The organism is Verrucosispora sioxanthis, assembly GCF_010560025.1.
GTDB classification, from domain to species: domain Bacteria; phylum Actinomycetota; class Actinomycetes; order Mycobacteriales; family Micromonosporaceae; genus Micromonospora; species Micromonospora palythoicola.
In genome coordinates, this window is sequence record NZ_SAIY01000004.1 from 83,667 (window position 1) to 107,856 (window position 24,190).

20 protein-coding genes and 1 pseudogene are annotated in these 24,190 nt (G+C 68.3%); 7 read left to right on the plus strand and 14 right to left on the minus strand.

The window, feature by feature from the left end; all coding sequences use genetic code 11:
- Positions 1 to 2 precede the first annotated feature (2 nt).
- From ENC19_RS13140 to ENC19_RS13170, 7 genes and pseudogenes are all read left to right on the plus strand, one after another.
- Positions 3 to 1,583 (plus strand): DNA cytosine methyltransferase, encoded by a 1,581-nt coding sequence (locus ENC19_RS13140; RefSeq protein WP_164447481.1) that lies wholly within the window; start codon positions 3 to 5, stop codon positions 1,581 to 1,583.
- A 206-nt stretch (positions 1,584 to 1,789) separates the two neighbouring features.
- Complete coding sequence (locus ENC19_RS13145; RefSeq protein ID WP_164447482.1) at positions 1,790 to 2,758, plus strand: bifunctional DNA primase/polymerase; 969 nt, start codon at positions 1,790 to 1,792, stop codon at positions 2,756 to 2,758.
- Positions 2,755 to 4,314 carry a hypothetical protein gene (locus ENC19_RS13150; protein ID WP_164447483.1) on the plus strand — a complete coding sequence of 520 codons (1,560 nt, stop codon included), beginning with the start codon at positions 2,755 to 2,757 and terminating at the stop codon, positions 4,312 to 4,314. Before ENC19_RS13145 ends, ENC19_RS13150 begins: the two co-directional genes overlap by 4 nt.
- A gap of 146 nt (positions 4,315 to 4,460) precedes the next feature.
- Positions 4,461 to 5,738 carry a DUF6602 domain-containing protein gene (locus ENC19_RS13155; RefSeq protein ID WP_164447484.1) on the plus strand — a complete coding sequence of 426 codons (1,278 nt, stop codon included), beginning with the start codon at positions 4,461 to 4,463 and terminating at the stop codon, positions 5,736 to 5,738.
- A gap of 626 nt (positions 5,739 to 6,364) precedes the next feature.
- Positions 6,365 to 6,535 (plus strand): annotated as a pseudogene (locus ENC19_RS13160) (ATP-binding protein); the annotation flags it as partial.
- Between the two features lie 394 nt (positions 6,536 to 6,929).
- On the plus strand, positions 6,930 to 7,160 hold the full coding sequence (locus tag ENC19_RS13165; RefSeq protein WP_117228534.1) for a DUF433 domain-containing protein: 231 nt from the start codon (positions 6,930 to 6,932) through the stop codon (positions 7,158 to 7,160).
- A complete protein-coding gene (locus ENC19_RS13170) occupies positions 7,157 to 7,534 on the plus strand; it encodes a DUF5615 family PIN-like protein (protein WP_164447485.1) in 378 nt (125 codons plus the stop codon). Before ENC19_RS13165 ends, ENC19_RS13170 begins: the two co-directional genes overlap by 4 nt.
- Before the next feature lie 40 nt (positions 7,535 to 7,574).
- Here ENC19_RS13170 and ENC19_RS13175 read toward each other — a convergent pair whose 3' ends face one another.
- The 14 genes from ENC19_RS13175 to ENC19_RS13240 form a co-directional block, all read right to left on the minus strand.
- On the minus strand, positions 7,575 to 8,384 hold the full coding sequence (locus ENC19_RS13175; protein ID WP_164447486.1) for an ATP-binding cassette domain-containing protein: 810 nt from the start codon (positions 8,382 to 8,384) through the stop codon (positions 7,575 to 7,577).
- A gap of 4 nt (positions 8,385 to 8,388) precedes the next feature.
- Positions 8,389 to 10,353, minus strand: coding sequence for a dipeptide/oligopeptide/nickel ABC transporter permease/ATP-binding protein (locus tag ENC19_RS13180; RefSeq protein WP_164447487.1), 1,965 nt, complete (start codon positions 10,351 to 10,353; stop codon positions 8,389 to 8,391).
- Positions 10,350 to 11,405 (minus strand): ABC transporter permease, encoded by a 1,056-nt coding sequence (locus ENC19_RS13185; RefSeq protein WP_164447488.1) that lies wholly within the window; start codon positions 11,403 to 11,405, stop codon positions 10,350 to 10,352. The genes ENC19_RS13180 and ENC19_RS13185 overlap by 4 nt, the downstream gene beginning before the upstream one ends.
- Positions 11,402 to 12,913 (minus strand): ABC transporter substrate-binding protein, encoded by a 1,512-nt coding sequence (locus tag ENC19_RS13190; protein WP_164447489.1) that lies wholly within the window; start codon positions 12,911 to 12,913, stop codon positions 11,402 to 11,404. Before ENC19_RS13190 ends, ENC19_RS13185 begins: the two co-directional genes overlap by 4 nt.
- Before the next feature lie 152 nt (positions 12,914 to 13,065).
- Entirely contained in the window at positions 13,066 to 14,214 is a 1,149-nt protein-coding gene (locus ENC19_RS13195; protein ID WP_208020894.1) for an MFS transporter, read from the minus strand.
- Between the two features lie 293 nt (positions 14,215 to 14,507).
- The gene (locus tag ENC19_RS13200; protein WP_164447491.1) at positions 14,508 to 15,311 is read right to left on the minus strand and encodes a hypothetical protein; all 804 of its coding nucleotides are present in this window, start codon (positions 15,309 to 15,311) and stop codon (positions 14,508 to 14,510) included.
- A complete protein-coding gene (locus ENC19_RS13205) occupies positions 15,308 to 16,165 on the minus strand; it encodes a DUF692 domain-containing protein (RefSeq protein WP_164447492.1) in 858 nt (285 codons plus the stop codon). Before ENC19_RS13205 ends, ENC19_RS13200 begins: the two co-directional genes overlap by 4 nt.
- An 11-nt stretch (positions 16,166 to 16,176) precedes the next feature.
- On the minus strand, positions 16,177 to 16,947 hold the full coding sequence (locus tag ENC19_RS13210) for a class I SAM-dependent methyltransferase (RefSeq protein WP_164447493.1): 771 nt from the start codon (positions 16,945 to 16,947) through the stop codon (positions 16,177 to 16,179).
- Positions 16,944 to 17,741 carry an ABC transporter ATP-binding protein gene (locus ENC19_RS13215; protein ID WP_164447494.1) on the minus strand — a complete coding sequence of 266 codons (798 nt, stop codon included), beginning with the start codon at positions 17,739 to 17,741 and terminating at the stop codon, positions 16,944 to 16,946. The genes ENC19_RS13210 and ENC19_RS13215 overlap by 4 nt, the downstream gene beginning before the upstream one ends.
- A complete protein-coding gene (locus ENC19_RS13220) occupies positions 17,738 to 18,874 on the minus strand; it encodes a FecCD family ABC transporter permease (protein WP_164447495.1) in 1,137 nt (378 codons plus the stop codon). Before ENC19_RS13220 ends, ENC19_RS13215 begins: the two co-directional genes overlap by 4 nt.
- 3 nt (positions 18,875 to 18,877) lie before the next feature.
- On the minus strand, positions 18,878 to 19,891 hold the full coding sequence (locus ENC19_RS13225) for an ABC transporter substrate-binding protein (protein ID WP_164447496.1): 1,014 nt from the start codon (positions 19,889 to 19,891) through the stop codon (positions 18,878 to 18,880).
- Positions 19,884 to 21,449: an MDR family MFS transporter gene (locus ENC19_RS13230; protein WP_164447497.1), complete on the minus strand. Its 1,566-nt coding sequence runs from the start codon at positions 21,447 to 21,449 to the stop codon at positions 19,884 to 19,886. The genes ENC19_RS13225 and ENC19_RS13230 overlap by 8 nt, the downstream gene beginning before the upstream one ends.
- The gene (locus tag ENC19_RS13235; protein WP_164447498.1) at positions 21,442 to 22,794 is read right to left on the minus strand and encodes a TfuA-like protein; all 1,353 of its coding nucleotides are present in this window, start codon (positions 22,792 to 22,794) and stop codon (positions 21,442 to 21,444) included. The genes ENC19_RS13230 and ENC19_RS13235 overlap by 8 nt, the downstream gene beginning before the upstream one ends.
- Entirely contained in the window at positions 22,791 to 23,969 is a 1,179-nt protein-coding gene (locus ENC19_RS13240) for a YcaO-like family protein (protein WP_164447499.1), read from the minus strand. The genes ENC19_RS13235 and ENC19_RS13240 overlap by 4 nt, the downstream gene beginning before the upstream one ends.
- Positions 23,970 to 24,190 lie beyond the last annotated feature (221 nt).

Below are 24,190 nucleotides of genomic sequence, written 5' to 3' on the forward strand. Positions count from 1 at the left end.
CGGTGTTGACCGTTACCGACCTGTTCTGCGGTGCTGGCGGATCGTCCCCGGGCGCGATTCAGGTTCCGGGTGTGCGGGTGCGGATGGCCGCGAACCATTGGCGGCTCGCTGTGGAGACGCATAACACCAACCACCCTGACGCCGACCATGACTGCGCCGACATCTCCCAGACTGACCCGCGCCGGTACCCGGCCACCGACATCCTGTGGGCCTCTCCGGAGTGCACCAACCACTCACAGGCCAAGGGCAAGCGTCGGGCCGATCGGCAGCCGGACCTGTTCGACCAGGTGCTGCCCGACGACGCCGCCGAGCGGTCGAGGGCGACCATGTGGGACGTCTGCCGGTTCGTGGAGGCGATGAAGCTACGCGGCCGGCCGTACAAGGCGTTCGTGGTCGAAAACGTCGTGGACGTGCGGGACTGGATGTACTTCGACGCCTGGGCGATGGCGCTGCGCGTCGCCGGATACTGCCTGCACCACGTCTACCTCAACTCGATGTACGCCCAGGCCATGGGCGACCCCGCCCCGCAGTCCCGTGACCGCTGGTACGGCGTCGGACATCTGGAGGGCAATCGCTGCCCGGACCTCGGCCGGTGGACGAGCCCTCTCGCATGGTGCCCCGCCTGTGACAAGCGGATCCGCGCGGTGCAGGCGTGGAAGCGGCCCGACCGGCGTCACGGCCGCTACCGTCAGCAGTACGTCTACCGCTGCCCCACCCCGCGCTGCCACATCGAAGTACAGCCTGGGGTGCTGCCGGCCGCTGCCGCAATCGACTGGACGCTGCCCGGCGAACGCATCGGTGACCGCGTCCGGCCGCTGGCACCCAAGACGGTCGCGCGGATCGAGGCCGGTCTCAAGCGGTACACCCGGCCGCCGTTCCTGACCCTGCTCCGGTCGGACCGTCCCCGCACCGTCGCCGTCGGTCAACCCCTCGCGACGATCGTCGCGGACGGTTCCAACCACGGCATGGTCGGGTCCAGCATGCTGGTGCCCGCGGGTGGGACGTGGAACGACGACGCCCGCACCGTGGCCGACCCGTTCCGCACCCGCACCACCCGCGACACCGAAGCGCTGGTGGTGCCGCTGCGCAACAACGGCGTCGCGCGCACCGTCGACCACCCGGTGCCCACCGTCGCGGCGGCCGGCAACCACCACGCGCTCGTGATGCGCAACATGACCGCCCGAGGCGACCAAGGACAGATGTCCACCCCGGTCGACGAGCCGCTGCGCACCCAGACCGCGTCATCGGTGCAGTCGCTGATCCGCTGGGACCACCTGCTCATGCCCTACGACCGCACCGGCGTACCCCGCACCGTCGCCCAACCGGCCCCGACCCAAACCACGATCCAGGGCGACGCCCTCCTCGGACCGCAGCTCGACGTACAGGACTGCACGTTCCGGATGCTGGAGCCCCACGAGATTCAACTCGCCATGGCGTTCCAGCCGGGCTACCGGGTGCTGGGCAACAAACGCGAGCGTGTCCGGCAACTCGGCAACGCCGTCACCCCGCCGGCCGCCCGCGACCTCATCGCCGCCGTGGTCGAGTCCATCACCGGCGAGCAGCTCGACCAGCAGGCCGCCTAGCAGCGCTGACCAGACCCATGACCGCCTCGGCCTGCCAGCACTGGATCGGCCCGGCAGCCCGCTCGTGCGGCGCGGCCGAGGGTGTGCGCCCGTTCCTGCAAGGGCCACGCTGCCCGGCGCACACCCCGGCCGCCCTGGCAGGCCAGCCCGAACCCGAATCCACACCCATGCCCCGCCGAGAACCCACGCCCGACCTTGCTTGTTCGATGGAAGGGAGGCACCTCGTGCCTACTCCCGATCTCCTGACCGCCGCCCTGTCGCATGCGTCTCGCGGCTGGCACGTCTTCCCGCTACGGCCCGACGACAAGCGGCCCGCGTTCCCCGACCACACCGCCGACGACTGCACCGGCCGCGACCCCCGCTGCCGTACAGGTCATGTGGGGTGGGAGCAGCGCGCCACCACCGACCCTGACCGCATCCGCCGCGCATGGTCGCACCGGCCCTACGGCGTCGGCATCGCGTGCGGCCCGTCCGGACTGGTCGTGGTCGACCTCGACGTGCCCAAGCACCCCGGCGACTTCCCGCCCGCCGAATGGGCCGCAGCGCGGGACGGGGGCGATGTGCTCGGCGTGCTGGCGGACCGACACGGCGGCACGATCGATCCGACCTACACCGTCACCACCGGACGGGGCGGCAGCCATCTCTACTACCACCACCCGGAGAGTGGCCCGGAACTGCGCAACACCAATGGTGATCGGGGCGGTCTCGGGTGGAAGGTCGATACCCGCGCCCACGGCGGCTACGTCGTCGCCGCTGGCTCCACCGTGGCCGGTCGCGCATACGCGGTGGCGCTGGACTGCGACCCGGCGCCGCTGCCCGCATGGCTGGCCGGACTACTCACCCCGCCACCGCGGCCCGCTTGCCGGCCGGTCGCGGTGGCACTGCCGCCGGACCGGCGTGGCCGATACCTCGAAGCGGCGATCCGCCGCCAGGTCGACCACCTGACCGCCGCGACCGAGGGTGGACGCAATGACGCGCTGTTCGCCTCGGCGGTGGCCCTCGGGCAGCTCGCCGCCGGTGGCGCCCTCGGCGAAGACGACGTGTACGCCGTCCTGGAACCCGCCGCCCTGTCAACAGGGCTACGACACGGGGAGATCGCCCGAACGATCGCGTCCGGGCTGCGCGTCGGCGCACGCCAACCACGCCACCTGACCAACATCGGGAGGGCAGCATGACCGAACGGCTGCAGATCGGCACCGGCCCAGAAACCATCCGCGTCCTCAAAACCGCCCTCACCAACGGCCTGCTACCCGACACCTACGTCTCCGCCGGGCAGCTCGTGCACATGGAAGCCGTCTCCGGTGGCCTGGCCACCGCCGCCGACGAAGACTCGCCCCTGCCGGTGTCGGCCAGCGTCGTCACCCCCGCCGGCCTGGCCGGGCTCCTGGCCGAACACGCCTACGTCTACCGGCTCAAAACCCGCCGAAGCGACACCGGCAACCCGGAAACCTACGAAGAAGAGGTCACCCCGCCCCGGGACAGCCTCGCCTCGGTGCTGGCCGGCAAGACGTGGCCCGGCGTGCCGCCGCTACGTGGCATCATCGGTGCCCCGGTGCTGCGCCGTGACGGAACCCTGTTGCAGCAACCCGGCTACGACAAGGCCACCGGCCTCTACCTCGCCTCCAAAGTCGCCCTACCCACCGTGCCCGACGAACCCACCGCCGAGCAGGTAGCCGAGGCACGCCGATTCCTGCTCGGCCGCTTCCTGCGCGACTTCCCCTGGGCCAGCACAGCGGACCGGGCCAACTACATCGCCCTGCTCGCCACGCCGATCCTGCGGCACTTCACCCGCAGCCTGACCCCGTTCGCACTCATCGACGCCACCATGCCCTCATCCGGCAAGACCATCCTCACCGCCGGGCCGGGCATGCTTTACGGCCAGCGCGTCATGAACTGGGCCTACTCCGACGAAGAACTCCGCAAGTCCATCACCGCGGTCATGGCCGAACAAGTCGGCGTGGTCATCTGGGACAACCTCGCCGAAGGCACCGTCATCGACTCCGCCGTGCTCGCCCAACTCGTCACCAACGGCGTCTGGTCCGACCGGCAGTTGGGCGCGTCCCGCAACATCGCCACCGTCAATGACCGACTATGGATGGCCACCGGCAACAACCTCCAAGTCGGCGGAGACATGGCCTCCCGCACCGTCCGCGTACATCTCGACCCCGACATGCCCCGCCCCGAACTCCGCGACCAAACCGCATTCGGCATCCCTCACCTCGACCAATGGATCACCAACCCCGCCAACCAACTCACCGTCCTGTGGCACCTACTCGTCCTGGTCCTCGACTGGACCCGACAGGGAGCACCGAAGGTGTCCGGGCTGTCGATGCGGCAGTTCACGCCGTGGGCGCAAGCCCTCGGCGGATTCCTCCACCACCACGGCATCGACGGCTTCCTCACCAACGCCGCCGATGTCCGCGAGATCGACGAAGACGAAACGCGCTGGCGCGCGTTCCTCACCACCTGGCACGACCGCCACGGCGGTCGAGCACTCACCGCCGCCGAGCTACGCCGCGACGCCGAACCCATGCACCTCGGCAGCGACATCAACGACCCATGGGACGGCCAGTTCATCACCACCCACAACGGCCGCCTACCCAACCCACTGCAACTCGGCCGCCTCTTGACCGGACAGACCGGACGGTGGCGCGGACACCACGTCATCCGCACCGGCCGCAACGACCGAGGCGACCGCGCCGTCTTCTGGGTCGAACACCACAACGGATGAACACCGCTGAACCATCTCCGCATCTCCGCAACACCGCACGAACCCACAACCACCAGCAAGAACACCCTGCGGAGATCAAGCCGATTGAGCAGAGCCGATCTCCGCATCTCCGCACGATCTTGCGGAGAACACCGGAGTCTGCGGAGATGGCCGCCACCACCGGCCAGCTGTCTCCGCAACTGTTTTCGCAGCTCAAAACCGCCTTTGCGGAGATGCGGAGATGCGGAGATGGTTCAGCTCTCCTGCGACGGCACTGTTGCCACGTCCAGGTAACCAGTCAAGCTCGGACGGCTGAAACGCAGGCTCTGGCCTCGCTGGCCATGTCACAGCCGACCAGTATCTTGCCGTCTATGCCTAGAAGTCGGAACCGTCGTCGGGATAAGCCACGCACCAGCGGCCCTCCCGATATTGATACATGGCAGCCAAAGCTGCACCCATCCGAGAGCTTGAACCAAGCGTTTTACAGTAGATGCCATCAGATTGAGCGAGAGATCCTTAGCCGAGTAGCCTACGAAAAGCGCTTTAATGAGAATCACTTCGATTCCGGCTGGGCGGTGGAGGACATCATTCGCGAGGCACTCCGAGAGTTGCTGCCCAAACGTTACGCAGTTCGGGCGGCTTCCTTGAGCGACACCAAGGGCTTCTCCGCCGGAGACTGCGACGTCGTGATCTTCAACGAAGAATGGTTTCCGGCGATTAAGGTTGGCCCGAGCAAGGACTCACGCAAGGTCTATCTTCCAATCGAGGGAGCTTATGCAGTCTTGGAGGTGAAGCAGACACTTACAAGACGATCCCTTGAAGAAGCCATGCGCAAGCTTGTAGTCTGCCACCGACTTTTTCGGCCACCGGTAGCCTTCAATAGAGTCGTTGAGAACGATACCAGCAACTCATGCACACACTGGGTTTCGAACCCGCTCTTCTCGGCGGTCGTTGCGGGTGATCTTGCTGAAGGATTCGACACGGACGCAGCAGTAGAGCACTTCATCCGCGTCAACCAACTTCTGCCCCGCAAAGACGTGGTTAGAGCGCTCTGCATCCTTGGACATGGCACGCTCTCGTGGGGCTACCGAGCGTCAGAGGCCGGCACATCAAACAGTCCTGAAGGGCTTGCACCAGCCACGTTTATGACCTCAGACCTCTACTCGGAACTCGTGCCCGTATACGGCAGAACCGAGCCAGATGACTCGCCCTTTTACGAGTTGGTGCAGGGCTTGATGAACCACCTCTTCCATTCAGTGCTCGGCCCTGACAACATTTCAGTTCACTACGGCCACAGTTCCAAAGTACGTACGCCGAGCACCGATGGGGCTACACTTCCCCCCGATCCGAACCTATTGAGCCTCCTAGACGACCTATGCATAGACAAGGACGTGTCTACGGAAAGCGCCTACCATCGCGCTCCAAGGTTGGGGGAAGCAGATTGAGCGAGGCTTGCGGAGTGGCCGAGTGAAGTGGTTTCGACGAAGCCGCAGTGGAACATACAACCGGATGCCAGTTGGCCCACCAACTGTCAGCGCGGCCAACGTGCGCTCTCCTACGCCAAGCGCGTCGGAGCCGCGCAGCGTGACCAGATGCCGCCCACCACCTCAGCCGCCACAGTTGTTGCCGGGCTGTGACGGCCGGTCGGGCTGCTCGCCGCCCCTGGTGTTCAGCAACGTTCCGGCTCCGAGTGCAATCACGCGATACCTCGGCCTGGCTGGCTGGCCGTGGAGCTATTCATGGTGCGAAATGTTGTCTACTGGAGTAAGCAGGAGTGGCTGGAGCAAGAGTTCGTGCAGCTAGTGAAGGCGTCGAAAGTATAGATCAAGGCCCGAACGCCACTTCTAATCCCAAGGCCGCAGGTTCGAATCCTGCCGGGCGCGCTCCACTACATGGCTCTGATCTGCGGTTTCTAGCGGTTTTCGCGATCTTCATTAATGGTATTCTTTGATTTAGGCATACCTTAGGTGAGCCCGGATGTGCAGCCCTCGCACGACGAAGCACCAGACGAGTGGTGACTTCGAACGCCAACTCTCGGACAGTGAACCGCCCCGGATCTTGTAGAGACTTCCTCACCTCGCACCTGCCCTTCGGGCGGTGGGGCGAGGTCTTCGGCGACGAAGTCGTCGCCGCCGCGATGATCGACCGCCTCGTGCACCACGCCGAGGTCCTCACCCTCGCAGGCGAGTCCTACCGCACCAGAGCCCGCCGAGAACTCCTCGCAAAAGACCGCGACAAGTAAAACGACACAACCCCCGGGGGGTCGGGTCAATCCCAATCCGTCGCCAGGGGGTCAGTTCCAGTCCGCCGTTGACATGGTCAGAGGCCGGTTCTCACGAGACCTCAACACCGATCGTCGAAGTGCAGTGTGGGGCGCTGGGTGACCCCCTGTCGCCGCATGTCGCGCAATGATGGCTATTTGATTTTGGGCTGTGAGCATGTGTGAGCACAGAAATTGTGGGAGGCCGGATGCCAGCCCATGCGCTCCCGCGCCGTCCCACAGCGATGACCCCGCCCCGGGCTGCGGCCAACCACGCAATCCTCATGCCTGTTGCGGCATCCTCCGGTACTGATGGGGAGCCAGGTCTCAGGTTAGCCCGGGGTCGGGCTGGGGCAAGACGCGTTACCATGCCGTCATGAACTTCGAGCGGATCACCGTCAACCCGGCCCAGATGGGCGGTGCACCGTGCATCCGTGGGCTACGCATCCCGGTCGCGACGGTCGTGGCAATGATCGCGGACGGCATGAGCGCGGACGAGATCGTGTCAGATCTGCCGGACCTGACCGTTGAAGACGTCTGGGAAGCGCTGCGCTTCGCCGCCGAGGCTGTCCGGGAGCGGGAGCTGCCGCTACATCACGCGGCATGAAATTCCTGATCGACAACAACCTGTCGCCAGCGGTTGCCGCAGGTCTGCGCGCGCAGGGGCATGACGCCGAGCACCTCAGGGACTACGGCCTGGCAGCGGCACCGGATGAGATCGTGCTGGATCGGGCACGCCAGGAACAGCGGGTGTTGATCTCCGCAGATACCGACTTCGGCACTCTGCTGGCCTCCTCCGGGGCCAGCGAACCGTCCGTGTTGCTGGTGCGGCGGATCAGCGGTCGTCGAGCCGCACAGATCATCGCGATCCTGGTGGCGAACCTCGCCGCAATCGCCGACGACCTGGCCAGTGGAGCGATCGTCGTAGTCGGCGAGGACTGGCTGCGGGTCCGGCCCTTGCCCATCCTGCGCGGCAAGTGACCTATTCGCCGGTTTGCCATCGGCCACGAGTCGCAGCCAGTCAGATCACCCCTTCCTCCCGAGCGTGCGTGGATGACGCCACTGTCAGGTCGACTGTTGGCGTCGCCGCGAGTAGCGACTGGGTGTACGGATGGCGAGGATCGGTGGTGAGCTGCGCGGTCGGACCCTGCTCGATGATGCGACCGTTGTGCATGACCGCGATCCGGTCGGCGAGTTGCCTGACGACGGCGAGGTCATGGGAGATGAACAGGCACGCAAGGCCGAGCTGGTCGCGCAGGTCGCATAGCAGGTTGAGGACTTTGGCCTGCACCGACACGTCGAGTGCGGTGACCGGCTCGTCGCAGACAAGCACGCGTGGTTCGACGGTCAGTGCGCGGGCGATCGCCAACCGCTGCTGCTGCCCACCGGACAGTTGCTGCGGCCGACGATCACCCACACGGTTATCGAGCCCGACGAGGTCCAGCAATTCGTCCACGCGGGCGGACCGGGCACGAGAGTCGCCGAGGCGGTGGATGTGTAGCGGCTCGGTGATGGCTTGCCGAACTGTCTGGCGGGGACTGAAAGTGAGATACGGCTCCTGGAAGACCATCTGGATCCGCCGTCGGTGGCTGCGCAGTGCCCGACCGCGCAGGCCGTACACGTCCGTCCCGGAGAGGCGTACCGAGCCTGAATCGGGGCGGTGGAGCCCGGTGATCACGCGGGCGAGGGTCGTCTTGCCGCACCCCGACTCGCCGACCAGGCCGACGATCTCACCCGCGTCGACCCGCATGGTGATGGCATCCACCACGGTGTTGCGGTGCCGCCCTCGCGCGACGGCATAACCGGCCGCAACACCTTCGATCTCCAACACCCGGTCAGTCTCCGTTTCGCCCGACGGCTGCCTCGGGCATCAGCGAGGGCCCGCCGGGTTGGCGCAGGCACGCGGACCGGTGCGCCCCGCCCAGCGCGACCAGTATCGGTTGGCGCTGCACACAGGCGGGGAGGGCGACCGGGCATCGGGAAGCGAACGCGCAGCCGCTGGTGTCGTCCGGACCGGCACCAGAGCGTCCAGGCATAGTGCGAAACCGCGTGCCCGGCGGCGCTCCGGGACGGGGTACGGCGTCGAGCAGCCCCCGCGTGTAGGGATGGTCCGGTTTGCCGATGACGGTGGCAAATGGCCCTGTCTCAACGATCCGACCGGCGTACATGACGGCCACTGTGTCGGCCAGGCGGGTGACCACCGCCAGGTCATGACTGATGATGATCATGGCCATGTTCAGTTCGTCGCGGAGCCGGGCCAGCAGGTCGAGCAGTTGTGCCTGCACAGTGACATCGAGCGCGGAGGTGGGTTCGTCGGCGACGAGCAAGTCCGGCTCACCCGCGAGGGCGATGGCGATCTGCACGCGTTGGCGCATCCCGCCCGACAGTTGATGCGGGAACCCACGGGCGATCCCGGTGGGGTCGGGCAGGCCGACCAGCCGGAGCAGTTCCTCGGTGACCTGGCGGGTGGCGCCGTGTCGGCTGCCCCGGCCGGCGTTGCGGACGGCCTCGTCGACGTGGGCGCCGATGGTCCGCAGGGGGTTGAGGGCGGCGAGGCTGTCCTGGAAGACCACGCCGACCCGCCGGCCGTTGATTTGGCGGCGTTCGTGCGGCGGCAGACCGACGAGTTGACGGGCACCGTCCCCTGCATCCAGCAGTGCCGCGCCGGTCACGACCGCGGTGGGGTCCAACAGTCCGAAGGGGGCCAGCGCCGCCGTGGTCTTGCCGCTGCCGGTCTCTCCGACAAGCGCCAGGATCTGCCCGCGCTTGATCTGGTAAGAGACATCGGCGACGACGCGACGTTGGGCGCCGTCGTGCCGATAGGTGACGGACAGGTCCCGTACCTGCAGCACGCTCCGGTCGTCTGCGGACATGGTCGACGGGGCAATCGCGCCAGTGGTGGCCGGCGGCCGGGAGGCTGCCCGGCCGGCTGCCCGGGTGAGCAGGCGGTGCGGCAGCACCCAGCGCAGGATCGAGGGCCGCTCGGCACCGGCCGCGAGTCGTTCACCGAGCAGGTTGCTGGCGAACACGACAGCGGTGATCGCGATACCGGGCGGGTAGGCGAGCCACCAGGCCGAGGCCAGGTAGGGACGCCCCTCGATGAGCATCTGCCCCCACTCGGCCTGAGGAGGCGGTATGCCGAGGCCGAGGAAACTCAACGTGGCGACCCCGAGCACGATGGCGCCGACGTCGGTGCTGGCGTACACCAGGCACGGTGCCAGGGCCGGCGGAAGCAGGTGCCGACCCACGATGCGCGCCGGCCCGGCGCCGAGCAGCCGCAGCGCGTCCAGGTGCGGGCTACCGCGCAGGCTTGCGGTACGGGCGCGGGCGATGCGAGCGTACGGGGCCCAGACCCAGACCGACATCGCGAGGACGAGATTCTCCACACCAGGGCCCCGGACGCCGATCACCGCCAGCGCCACGAGCATCCCGGGGAGGGCCACCGCTATGTCGATGATCCGGGAGACCACCCGGTCAGCCCATCCGCCCAGGTAGCCGGCGATGGTGCCGGTAACGACCCCCACGGTCATCGAGATCCCCAGGACCGCGGCGGTGACCGCCAGGGAGATCTGTGCCCCGTGCAGAAGCCGGCTGAGCTGGTCACGGCCGAGTTGGTCGGTGCCGAGCAGATGGTCCGCTGACGGCGGCAACAGGCTGGCCGCCAGGTCGTTGGCGGCTGGGTCGGCCGGGGCCAGGACCGGCGCCAGCAACCCCGCGATCGCGAACAAGCTCAGGGGCAGCGCGACAAGCGCGGTGCGCAGCCCTGCCGGGATGCCGCGCCGACCATGTCCTGCCGTCATGTCGTCTCCGTCCGAGCATCGGCTTTGTGCCCGGTGGCCGCGACGTGACCTCCTCCGTCCCGGCGGCGTCGGGGCGCACGGGCGTGGACCTCCGAGTCTCGGCGGGAGCGGGGGTCGATGAGGATCTGCATCACGTCGGCGAGGCGGTTGGCGAGGATGAACCCGCTGCCGAGGACGAGCGCGCTGGCCTGTAGCGCCGGGACGTCGCGCGCTGCGGCTGCCCGTACGAAATAGGCGCCGAGGCCGGGCCAGCCAAAGATCTGCTCCACCACGACCGTGCCCACCAGGAGCGTTCCGATGGTGAATCCGGCGACAGACAGGATTGGTCCGGCGGCGTTTGGCAGGCCATCGCGGAACACGATGGACAGCGGTGAGCTGCCGCGGGCCTGTGCGGCGAGCACGTACGGCCGGTCGAGCGCCTCCCGCAGCGTGACGGCCACCACCCGGCTGAGGGCACCGGCTGCGGGCAGCCCGAGCACTGCCATCGGCATCACCCAGCTCGCCGGGCCCGTCATACCGGAGGTCGGCACCAGGCTCAGCCGCAGAGCGAGGAGAAGTACCAGGAGATAGCTCAGCCAGAACGCCGGTACCGAGGTGGCCAGTAGCGCCCCGACCCGCAGAGCTCCGCGCAGCAGGCCACGTCCGAGCAGCGCCCCGGTGACACCGACGCCCACTCCCACGACCAGGGCAACGACGGCGGAACCGGCCACCAGTCCCAGGGTCACCCCGATCCGATCGGCGATCTCCGGCCCGATCGGTGTGTTGGTGCGCAACGACAGTCCGAAGTCGCCGGTGCTCGCGTCGGCGAGCCAGCGCAGATACCGGACCGGTGCGGGAGCATCCAGCCGCAGCTCGACGCGGACGGCTTCGATCTGCTCGGGCGTGGCCGCACGGCCGGCCCGGGTCGCCGCCAGCACCGCCGCCGGGTCACCACGGGCCAGCAGGACCAGGGCGAAGGTGCCAGCGGACAGCGCGAGGAGCACACCGGCGGTGTCGACGGCCCAGCGGCCGACATCGCCGCTGGCGGAGCGCAGCCACCCGGGTACGCTCACCCGACAGTGACCCCGGTCAGCGCGAGGTCGACATCGCTGGGCGGAATCACGAAGCCTTTCACGGCGTTCCGTACGGCCCAGAGGCGCGGCCGGTAGACCAGCGGCACGAAGCCGGCGTCGGCGGCCACGGCGGTGTAGAGGTTCTGGTAGGCCGCTGCCCGGGCGGCGGGGTCGCGGGCGTACAGCGCCTTGTTCACCAGATCCTCGGTCTGCGGCGTCACCCACAGCGGTGCCCGCGCGCCGCTGGTGAACAGCGACACGATCGAGCTCGACGGGTCGTACGGCGCGCCGAGGGTCTCGAAGAATGTGATGTCGTACGTGCCCTCAGCGCGTTCGTCGTAGTAGGCGGCGGCGTCGACCGGGGCGATCTCGACAGTAATGCCCACCTCCTTCAGGGCGGCGGCGATGGCCGCGGCCATGGTGCGGGGGTCGAGTTGTCCCTCGGCCGGGGTCGCGGGGATGAGCAACCGCAGCGACAGCGGGGTGCCGTCTTTGGCGCGGGTGTCTCCGCTTCGGGTGTATCCGGCGGCGTCCAGCGCCCGGTTCGCCCCCGCTTGGTCGTAGCCGAGCGGAAGGTCGGTACCCGAGTCCGGGACGTCCGGCGGGAACACTCGCCGGGCCGGTTCGGCGTAGCCCAGCAGCAGCGTCCTCGCCAGCGCGGCGGTGTCGATCGCCTGAATCACCGCCTGCCGTACGGCGCGGTCGCCAGCGGGCCCGTCCGGGTTGAATCCGAGCATGATCGAGACGTCTGGTGCTCCGGTGAGCAGCTCTATGCCATCGCGTTCGGCGAGGGACTGTGCCTCCACGGGTGTGATCGGGGCCAGATAGGCGCCGCCGATCAGGTCGAGCTCACCGTTGGTGAGTGCGTCGGCTCGTGCTTGGGAATCCGGGATGACCGTGAATTCGAGGCGTTCCAGACGTGGCTTCGTCCCCCAGTAATCGTCGTTGCGCTCCAGCACCGCGCCGGTAGCGGTGTTGGAGACGAGCTTCCAGGCGCCGCTGCCGACGGGGTTCTGGAACGTGCCATCGTCGGCCACCGATGTCGGGCTGAGCAGCCGCACGGGTCGGACGATCGACATCTCCTGCAGCAGCGGCTCGTACGGCTCGGAGAGGGTGAGCCGTACGGTGTCCGGATCGGGGGCCTCGACGGCGGAGATGACCTGCGACGCGCGAAAGAACGAGAAGCGTTCGTTGCCCACCCAACGGTCGAAGTTCCACTTGACGGCGGCGGCGTCGACAGGCGATCCATCGGTGAAGCGCACCCCGTCCCGCAGGTTGAAGGTAACCTGCTTGCCGTCCTCGGCGACGGTCCAGGACTGCGCCAGCCCCGGCTCCAGCCGCCCGTCCTCGCCGTAGACGACAAGCGACTCGTAGAGGGCGTCGAGCAACAGGAAGTTGCCGGTGAACGCGTGTGGATCCAGCGCGCCCGACTCGACGCTCAACCCGATGCGCAGCGTGGTGGACGATCCGGCGTCGTCAGTGCCGCCACCGCAGGCGCTGGTAAGCATGATCGACACAGCGAGGGCTGCGATGAGGGAACGTGGTCGCGGCACGAGATCTACTCCCAGGAAGTTTCAGCCGGCGGGATGGAGTTGGCGTCGATAGCACTAGTCGGCGAAAGGGCCCGCATGGTTCCCGCCACTCATGACAAGCCACGACGTCATCGCGGGCCCGCACGGCCACGGACGCTGCGGAACCACTGACGCGTGCCCAGTAGGAGCGGGGGCAGCAGGACGCACTGCGCGGCCACGGCCAGCCAGAACCCGGGAAGGATGCCGGCATGGTCGAACGTTCCGTAAACATGCCCACCGATCACACCACTGAGGAAGGAGCCAACCCCGACGGCCAATCGCTGCTGGCCAAAGACCACGGTGGCGGGGCGCCTCGACCGCGCCAGCGCCTCAAGGTCGTTCTTGAGGAACAGCACCGCGTTGCCGACGCTGATGATGGCGACCCCGGCCACGACGGTAAGCCCATTCCCGCCCGCGAAGGCAGCCATCCCGGCGGCCAGGCAGGCGAAGCCGACCGCCATCGCCGTCCGGTAGGCCATCCGCCCGACCCGCTCGGCCAGCAGGGGCTGCACGAAGACCAAGCCGAGGGAGTAGCCCATCATGGCTGCCCCGAACAGCAGGGTGGGCATCCGCCCCTGGGAGTAGCTAGATAAGTACTGATAGAACTGCATGTACAGGTAGATGGACAGGGCTGTGGTGGCGAACGGGAGCACCGCCAGTCCGGAGAACATCCGCCGGAACGGCTCCACCGACCGGTCGTCCTCGCCCCGCCGCTCCCGCGGTAGGAAAAGATGCCCGATGGCCAGGCTCACGTAGATCACCGTGACAAGACCGAACATCGCATCGGGATACCGGATGAGCAGGGCACCTAGCACCGGGCCGAGGGCGATACCGAAGTTGCCAGCCGCGTTACCGGCGGACACCAACGCCGGGCGCCGCTCAGGCCCGACACCGTTCATCAGATAACCGCGGTAGGCGGGCGAGTAGAGCGACCCGCCGGCCGAGATGAGCAGCAGCCCTGCGACGCTGAGCACCGGGGAGCTATCCCCGGTGAGGAAAGCGGCCCCGCCAAGGCTGTACAGGACGGTGGCACCGAGCAGGCAGCGTTGCAGCCCGACCCGCTCGGCCAACGCCGCGGTGGCCGGTGCGCTGGCGAACTGCACCAGGGTCGCCAGTCCCAGCACGACCCCGACGCGCCCCATCTCCATCCCCATTCGGTCGCGCAGCAGCACAGCCAGGTACGGATAGATCGAAAACGAGCCGATATTGACCAGCACGCCACTCACCAGCAACGCCACCTGCGGGCCGGTAAAGGAACGCGCAGGAGGCAGATCGCCGGACGGTCGACGGTGAGAGTCGGCTGCCCGGGGCGACGCTGGTACAGCCATTGCGGTCCCATCTCGCTCATGGCTGAACCTCGGTGACGGCCAGCCCTGCCTGGACAGGATCGTTCATGGGAACGCCAGGGCTCCGGCACCCCACGGCCTCCACCGCGACACACCCATGTCAGCTGCAGTGCGAGCGGCCGTCCCCCGCGCCCCAGGACCCGTAGCGTCAACGCTGGTCCGTTGTCAGCGCGGAGGCAGCGGGATCAGCCAGGATTCGCTTCGAGCACAAGACCGTGCGCCCAGGCGGTGGCGAGCAACTCCGCCGCGCCGCTCGGCCCGGTCGCGGTCAACGCCGCCACCGTACGGCTGCCGTCGCAGGCCTGATACAGGTCGGCCGCCTCGGGGGTGAGCCGGTAGGCGCGGATCACACCGTCGGGTCGCAATGCCAGCGCGAGACAGCTCTGCCCGGACTGTGCTGGCGCGCGACCTGCGGCTAGCGCGAGCACGTCAGCGTCGAACCGGGCCACGCGAACGTGCGCGGCCAGCTGTGGCACCGTCGCGGCGCCGGGCGGTGTTGCCGCGACGTGATGCAGGTGCGCCCACTCTGCTGAGCGAGCTGCGTCTGGGTCGTATCGAAGGTCCGCCCGCAGCCACTCCAGCCGAGCCAGCTCCGCCAAGGCCGGTGGCACCCGCCCGGCGATGGCGAGCCGACGCAGATGATCGACGAATTGTTTCCCCTCGTTGATCCATTTGGCGGCCTCATCGCGCGCGGCGAGGGGGACGACTGCACGCACGAAACCGACGACGAGCCGTTCGGCGCTCGGCGGGTCACCGACGGCGCGCAGCGTCGCGGCGAACATGCGCTTGAGGGTGCGGGTACGGGCCCGTTCGATGCCACCGGCGGTGAAGTCGAGCCGGTCGAGATCGATGCGGGCGAGCAACTCGGTCTCCTCCGCGGTCAGCTTCAGGTCTCCGGCCACCGTGTCAGGAGCAACGCGCCACTGTTCGCGCAGTGTGGGCTCGACCAGCAACCGGGCCAGGGCCGTCTGGAAGCCGAGCGTGTTCATCGCTGCTCCACTCCGGCACCGGCGGTGCCGATCACCTCGCGGGTGCGGGCGATGTCGGCGAGGATCTCCGGGAAGTCGTCCGGGAGTTTGCCGTCGCGTTCGATCATGAAGCCGCTTATCGGCGCGTGCGGAAGTACGTGGCGCAGCAGATCCCACACCTCGGTGTGTACCGCCGTACGGTGGTTGTCCTGGAGCAGGTCGCCGGCGTACGTGCCACCGGCGAGGTGGACCTGGACGACACGTTCCAGGGGGATGGCGTCCAGATAGGTCAGTGGATCGAACTGGTGATTTACCGCGTTGTTGTAGACGTTTGTCAGGTCGAGCAGGATGCCGCAGTCAGCGCGTTCCACGATGCGGGTGAGGAACTCGGCGTCGGGCATCTCCCCCGGTAGGTCGATGAACGCGCTGATGTTCTCCAGCAGGAACGGCACCCCGACGACCTGCTGGATGTGTCGCACCTTGTCGGCGACCGCTGCGACGACCTCCTCGGTGCGCGGCAGCGGCAGCAACGCGCTGAGCGCGATGCCACCCGCACGGGTGAAGCAGAGATGGTCGCTGCACCAGGGCGCGTCGACGAGCGCGACCAACTCCGCGAGTGCGGAGAGATACCCCTCGTCGACCGGTTCGGCGCTGCCGATGGAGAGTTCGACACCGTGCGGGATCAGCGGGAAATGCTCCCGAAGAGCGGCCAGAGTGGCACGGCGGTGGGGGTTGAACAGGTAGTCCTCGGTGATGAGTTCGAGCCAGTCGATCTGCTCGGCGTGGTCGACGACGAGTTGCTCGATCTCCGCCCGCAGTCCGACGCCGACGCCGAGGCGGGGAATGGTGGTGGCGGGCGGCCAGGCGACAGACATCGGGCTCTCCTTCATCGATGGGTGGGTTTGCGGACCTTCCAGATGACGTCGAACGGCCAGTTGGCCAGCCAGTGCCGCCAGGTGGCCTGCTCAAGGTGTGCCGGGATCACGGTCGCGGGATCGGGCACCGGCTCGATCAGTGCCTCGATCGTCAATCCCGCCTCCGCGAAGGTGCGGATCCACCCGCCGTACGGCAACTGGAACCGGACGGTCCCGGTGTTGCCAGGGGAACGGTGCAGGTCGAAGTAGCTGCGCCGGATCTCCGTGCCGGGCTGGTCAGCGTCGGACGCGGTGCAGAGCCAGTAGATCGGGCTCGACGTGCAAACCACCAGCAGTCCGCCCGGACGCAGCACCCGGGCCGCCTCGGGCACGGCGACGTGCGGGTCGCAGAAACTCAGCGCACCCCAGTTCGACACCGCGACATCGAAACTGGCATCGGCGAACGGCAGCCGTTCGGCGTCCCCGTTGACCAGGGCGACGGCTGCCCCGCCCGCGGTGCTGTCACGGGCGTGCGCGAGTTGCCGGGCCGACGCATCGATGCCTACCACGTTGGCGCCGTGGTCGGCGAGGCGGCGGGCCCAACCGGCAGCACCACAGCCCAGGTCGAGCACATCCCGGCCGGTCAGCTCGCCCAGGATGTCGAGCCGGTGCTCCGAGTGCCGCCACCAGCCCCAGGTCAGCTCATCCGGGGTACCCAACTCGGCGAGGATTTCCTGGTACTGGTCGGCCATCCGGTTCCAGGCCCGACGGTTACGCCTGCCGTGATCGTCGGCGGCGGTCATCGTCGTACCGTCGCGGTTTCGGCCGCTGCGGGAAGCGGATAGAAAGCCAGATGCGTACGGCCCGTCACCGGATGCACCGACGGCACCGCACCGACGCCGAACACCGTGCCGACAAGTTCCGGGCTGAGCACCTCGTCGGGAGGGCCGCTGGCGACCACCCGGCCGGCCGCCAGCACGTAGAGCCGGTCACAGTACGCAGCCGCGAGATTCAGATCGTGCAGGGCGGTGAGCGTCGCGATGCCGAGTCGTCGCATCAGGTCGAGCGTCTCCAGTTGGTGGCGGACGTCCAGGTGGTTCGTCGGTTCGTCGAGCACCAGCAGGTCCGGCTGCTGGGCGAGAGCCCGGGCGAGCAGCACCCGTTGTTTCTCCCCGCCGGACAGCGTCCGGAAGCCCCGGCCCGCCAACGGCATGGCACCGACCCGCTCCAGCGCATCGGTGACGAGCTGCTCGTCGGCGGCGGTCGCCGGTCGCAGCGCCGACAGATAGGGCGACCTGCCCATCCGCACGATCTCCCGAACGTCGAAGTCGACGTCACCCGCAGGTTCCTGGACGAGGGCGGCGACCCGACGGGCGGCGGCCTTGGCCGACAGCGCCCAGACGTCGTATCCGTCGATCTCGGCTCGCCCCGCGTCGGGCCGCAACACCCGATACACCCCGCGCAGCAGCGTGGACTTTCCACTGCCGTTCGGCCCGACGAGGCCGACCACCTCACCCGGACCGACGGTGATGTCGACACCGGACACGATCGGCTGACGGTCGATCACCATCGACAGTTCGTTGGCGCGCAGCCTCATCTCTCCCCCACCACGTTGAGTCGGCGTTTGGACCGCATGATGGCGACGAAGAACGGTGCGCCGACGAGAGCGGTGATGATCCCGATCGGGAGCTCCTGTGGTGCGACGACGGTCCGGGCCACCACGTCGGCCCAGACCAGGAAGATCGCCCCGAGGAGCATGGAGACCGGTAGCACGCGACGGTTGTCGGAACCAACGATCAGGCGTACCGCGTGGGGCACCATCAGTCCCACGAATCCGATGCCTCCGCTGACCGCCACCATCACACCGGTCATGAGCGCCGTCAGAGTGAACATCTGCAGGCGGAACCGGCCCAGGTTCACGCCGAGAGTCGCCGCCGTCTCCTCGCCGACGAGCAGCGCGTTGAGTGACCGGGCCCGCAGGGTGACCAGCAGCGTCCCCAGGACCGTCACCAGCCCCGGGATGAGCACGTGGGACCAGCGTGCGCCGCCGAGCCCGCCGAGAAGCCAGAACAGCACCGTCTCGGCGATGCTGGACTGCCCGGCGGTGGCGGCCAGGAAGATCATCAGGCTGGTCAGGGCGGACATCGTGTAGGCGACGGTCAGGCCGGCGAGGATCAGCCGGGCCGGGGCCAGACCACCGGCAGCGCCTGCGAGGACGAGCACCAGGACGAAGGCCACCACCGCGCCACCGAAAGCCGCTGCGGACAGTGCGGTGCTGCCGAACGCGGCGATCCCGAGTGCCAGCAGCGCGGTGGCCCCGGTGGAGGCACCGGAGGTGATGCCGAAGACGTACGGATCGGCGAGCGGGTTACGGACCAACGCCTGCAAGGTCGCCCCGACGGTGGCCAGTCCGGCGCCGACGGCCGCGCCGAGCAGCACCCGGGGCATCCGGATGTCCCACACGATCTGCTCGCGTACGGGTGTCCAGGTGACCTCACCGCCCAGGCCGGGGTGGATTCGGTCGGCGACGATCTGCCACACCTGCAGGAACGGAAGCTCGACTGGACCGATCGTCACCGCCGTGGTGAGGGTGACGACCAGGCCGACCGCGAGCAGCACCAGGACCAGCCAGAACGGCGGACGGCGTCGGAGGCGGGCGCGAACCGACAGGCCCCGGGGCTCGGCCTTGTCGGTGAGCCCCGGGACGTTGGGCGACGTGGTGACGGTCATCGGTTACGGGAAGGCGGGGAAGGTCTTGTCGGGATGCAGGCACTTGCCCACCACGTTGACGTCGCGGGCCAGGCGGAACGGGGTGCCGAAGGCGTAGAAGTCGGTGACGCAGAACGTGCCGTTCTTCACCGCGTCGCTCTGCGACAGGATCCCCCTGAGGAACGTCTCCTTGTCCTGCGGGGACTGCTCGTCCTCGTCCGAGATGACGATGGCCTTCGGGTTGAGGGCGGCCACGGACTCCACGCTGACCTCGGGCGGCGGCAACGCCGCCTTGTCGCTGAAGATGTTCTGTCCGCCCGAGCGGCGCAACCCGTCGGCGGATCCTCCACCGCCGCCGAACGTGGCGAGCGGACCGGTGCCGGAGCGGTAGATGAACGTGGGGACCGGCGTCGCCCCTGCCAGCACTGTCTCCGTGGCGGCCAACGACTCCTTGACCTGACCGATGATCTGATCGGCTCTGGCCTGCGCACCGAAGATGGTGGCCAGCTCGGCGAACCGGACGAACATCCGCTCCGGATCGGGCTGCTCGCCCTGGCACTGCAACGTGTAGGACTTGATCCCCTTGCCGGTCAGCTCCTCGCGGGTGAAGTTGGAGCCCGGCGGGAAACCGCTGTACGTGAAGAAGTCGATGTTGCCCACCACCAGGTCGGGTTCGACGCTGAGCAGTACCTCCTTCGAGGGGTACATCTCGGCGAGCACCTTCACCGACTCGTAGTCGGCCGACACGCTGGGAAAGATGTCGTCGTTGCGGAACGCGGTGCCCACCATGGCGTCCTTGAGGCCGAGGTGCAGCAGTGACTCGGTGGAGATCTGATCCATCGTGACCACCCGTCGGGGTGGCGCGTCGAAGGTCACCTCCTCACCACAGTTGCTGATGGTCACCGGATAGCTGCCATCGGCAGGTGCCGAGGCAGTGCCGCCCGCCGACTCGTCGGCCTGATCGTCGCCGCAGCCGGCGAGCATCAGTGCGGTCGCGAGCGCGACAGCGGTCCAGCGCTGTCGCCGTCTATTAGTCATTACGTGTCGCTCCCTGTGTGACAGACGATTCCGTGGCTTCTGTCGGTTCGGTGTCCCGTGCGGTTCCCGCCGGCTCGGCACTCAACTCGGCGTCGCGCAGCCACCAGGACGCCAGCCACCCACCCACCGCGACCGGGGCGGCGACGAGCAGGGCGTCGCGCAGGCTCGCGGCGTACGCGTCCCGGACACCGTCCCGGACCGCGGCCGGTAGCGCGGCGACGTGGCGAGGCACCTCGATGATCTCGTTGACGTCACCCGACCAACCCGGCAACTGCTCCGCGAGTCGGACGTTCAGCCGGGCGACGAGGATCGCGCCGAAACCCGCCGCGCCGACCGCCCCGCCCAGGGCCCGGAAGAACGAGACAGCCGACGAGGCGACCCCCACGTGCTCGCCTGCCGCCGCGTTGGCGGTGGCGATGAACAGCGCCGGTGTCGACATGCCCACCCCGGCGCCGAGCAGCACCAACGGCACCACCAGCAGGCCGTAGGCGGTGTGTGCATCGACAGTGGACAGCAGCAGGACGCCGAGCGAGAGCGCCGCCATTCCGCCGATGGCGAAACGGCGGTAGCGACCCACCCGTCGGATCAGGCGCCCCACCACTGTCGAGGTCACCAGGGCGCTGCCCAGCACCGGTACCAGAGCCAGTCCCGCGTTCGTGGCGCTCAAACCCTGGGCCAGCTGAAGGAACTGCGGAAGGAACGCCAAGGCGCCCAGCATGATCGCGCCGATGACGAAGGCCAGGGCGAAGCTCATGGCGACGACCTGGTCACCGAACAGCTTCGGCGGCAGCACGGGCTCGACGAAGGTGCGCTGCCGCAGGACGAACCCGGTGAGCAGCGCCACCGACAGCGCTGCCAGGCCCAGCGTGCCCGCCGAGGCCCAGCGCAGCTCGCGCCCGCCGAGGGTGAGCACCAGAATGAGCGTCGCCACCCCGGCCACCAGCAGCAGTGCGCCCCACCAGTCGATGACGGCTGGTCGCGACCTGACTGGGAGCCGTAGCAACGGCCCGATGAGCGACAGCACGCCGACGCCGATGAGAGCAGTTGCCCAGAAGGCCCACCGCCAGCCCGGGCCATCCACGAAGAAGCCGCCGAGCGGCGGGCCGAGGATCGCCGCCAGCGCGAAGACGCTCACGTATGCGCCCTGGTAGCGTCCCCGCTCCCGGGGTGGGAAGAGATCCGCCACCACTCCCAGGGTGGCCGCGAGGATCCCGCCGGCCCCGGCACCCTGCACGGCCCGGAAGGCCACCAGCTGCCACATCGAATCAGCAAGCGCGCACAGCACCGAGCCGGCCAGGAAGACCACGATCGCCACCTGCAGGACGCGCTTGCGCCCGTAGAGGTCGCCCGCCTTACCAAAGATCGGGGTGAACGCCGTCTCGGCCAACAGATAGGTCGTGATCACCCAGGCGTACCGGTCCGCCCGTTGGAACTCGCCGACAATCGTGGGCAAACCTGTCGCCACGATCGTCTGGTCCACCGACGCCAGGAACATCGCCACCAGCAGGGCACCCATCACCACCCGGACGGGCCCCCGCCGCATCACCGCCTCAGACATGGCCGCTGGGCACCGGGAACGACTCGACCGGCTCGACGCTGTCCAACGGAGCGAACATCGCACCCCTGACCCGCAGGTCGGCCTGCCCGCCGAATCCCCTGTCCAACAGCGCGAAGGTCGGTTCGGCCACTCCCCAGCGCCGGCCCACCCAGGCGCGCAGTCTGGCATCGGCGATGTAGTGCGGATTGAACGTCGGGCGAAGGGTCGCCAACTTCTCGTTGCAGCGCACCGCGCGCGCGACGATCCGTTGGGCGGTGGTCCATGCCTCAGTGCCGGCCAGGGCTTCCACGACAGGTTCGACGACGCGCACATTCGGCGCCCACCGGAACGACCGGACCATCGCCAGCAGCGCCGCTTCGTCGGGTGGCAGCTGTCGTTCCGGCCCGTCCAGCCAGTAGTGAAAGCCCTCCGGGAGCACGTCACGGTCCGGCCCGATCAGCCCGCGTGATTGCGCCACTCGTAGCGCGCTGCCGGCCAGCTCGGCCGGATCGGTGTCCACCGGCAGTCCGGTCAACTCGCGAAGCACGATCCGCCGGTGCAGTGCCTCGTAGCCGGTGCCGAACACCTGCGCCGCTGTCAACGTGGCCAGGTCGGATACGGGCACGCCGGCCACCCGGATGGTGGGCGCGGAACGCTGCCAACGCAGCAGGAACGAGGTCATCGGCATCCGCTGGGAAGCCGCCTCCGGCGGGGCTCCCTCATCGCGGCCGAGGTGGTGGAGCAGAAGGTGCGCGTCGGCTCGCTTGGCATCGACACGCTCGTGTCGCACCCGCCCGAGGAAGGACTCGCCCACCGCCGAGGGCAGGCCGTCGCTGACGGCGTCCGCCACGATCCGCCGGTAGGTACGGTCACCGAACGACAACGCGCATGCCGCCTTGACCAGCCGGCGTTCGGCGTCGAAATCCAGCAGCCCGGTGACCCGGGCCCGGCGGATCGCCAGGCGGACCGCTACCAGCGCCTCGCTCATCTGCCGGTACCCGTCGTCCGCCTCGCCGTGCAGGACAGCCACCTCGTCGTCACCGGTGACGACCCCGCTGGAGTACAACCGGTAGATCCGACCGACACCGCGCATTCCGAAACGGTCCAGTTCGGCGGCGCGCAGCGCACCCATGCTGCTGGCACCCCAGACCGGGACACCCTGCTGGAGCAGATGGACGATCTCCTTGTGCCTGATCGCACCGGTCCGGAAGAACACCCCGTCGATGATCGCGACCCGGTCACCGGGGCCGAGGTGCAGCGCGAGCAGGTCGCCGTGGCGTACCGGAGGATGGACGACCGCGTGCGGCAGCCTCTCGTTGATCGCGTCGGCCTCGATGGTGGGCCCAGCGAAGACGTGGGTGGTCATCGTGGCCCCACCCGTTCCACAAGCCCGTGCGCGGCTTCGAAGCGCAGGCCGGGCGCGACCACCTTGGCGACGGCGATCGCCTCGTGGCCGAGACCGAGATCCACGTAGAACGGTTCCCGGCCGCGCCGACGTACGAGTTGCTCGGCGACGGCGGTCAGGTCGTCGGCCAAGGTAGTGTCGGCCCGGTCCGGTCGGGTGAAGGCGACTGTCGGTACGTCGTCGCCCGGCGGCGGTGGCCGCTCCTGGCGGACGTGTTGGAGCAGGTACACCTGCTCGGGGATGCTCTCCCGGGTGCCACTGATGATCGCCAACCGGGACTGCGCCGCCTCGGTCAGCGCCCGGTTCAACGCGACAGCCGGATCCAGATGGCAGCCCGACCCGGACACGAGCACCGGAAACGACGGCGACCACAGGTTCACCACGTAACACGGGAGGTCGAGATCATTTGTGGCGTCGACGATCTCGAACCAGTTGTCGGCAGCGCGGAAACGGGCCATGAGCCATTGGCAGTCATCGTCATGAATAGTTTCCGGGTCCACCCTGGTGTGGGTCGACCGGGGCATTCCCTCGATGCCGGAGAGGCAGTCCCGCTCGATCAGCTCATACAGACCGTGCAGGACTGCCTCGTCCAGGCAATTGCCGCTTGCCAGACCGTTTGTCGACGTCTCGAACAACGGGGGTGCCCATTCCCGTCGAAATTCGTTGCTCATCTCGACATACTGTTTCGGGACTGGTACCGTCCGCCCGCTGAGGACGGTGCGCCCCTGCAGCCAGTCCAGCACGACGGTGTCGGAGACCAGCGAACCCGCGACCAGTTGCAACTCCCGCAACCCGTAGGATCCGTCACCACACTCGGTTGCCGGGCCGCGCGCCGTCGGCAGCGTCACCCGCTCCGCATGCGCGAACTCGATCATCTCCATTGCCGCCGAGACCTTCGCCAGGTCGTGCGTGACACCCTTGCCCTGGGAGACCGCCAAGGTCGCCGACGCAGGACGAATCGCCTGGTAGACCGGGATTCCCAGGTCGTCCAGGCCGGTCACGTCCGCGATCCGGGTGATCCCGAACACGGACAGCAGGGGCCGGATCGCCGCCCACGTCTGCTCCGGCGGCACCAGGCGGTGGGTACCACGCAGATGCCCCTTGCCGGCCGATCCCGTCATCGCCGCGACACCCATTCGTCCTCCTCCGTCAACCGGGCGGGTTCCGGGGGTCACGCGCCCCCCGGAACGTCACGCCAGCCGGCCGCTAGCTACCGGTCCCAGGCGTTCACTCGTCCTCGAAGGACAGGGCCTTCGTGCAGGAGAATGCGAGGATCTCGCCTTGGATCTCGCTCTCGAACAGGTCTTCCACCAGCTCAAGCATCGCCATTCCAATCACCTCCCTCGCAACAAATCCG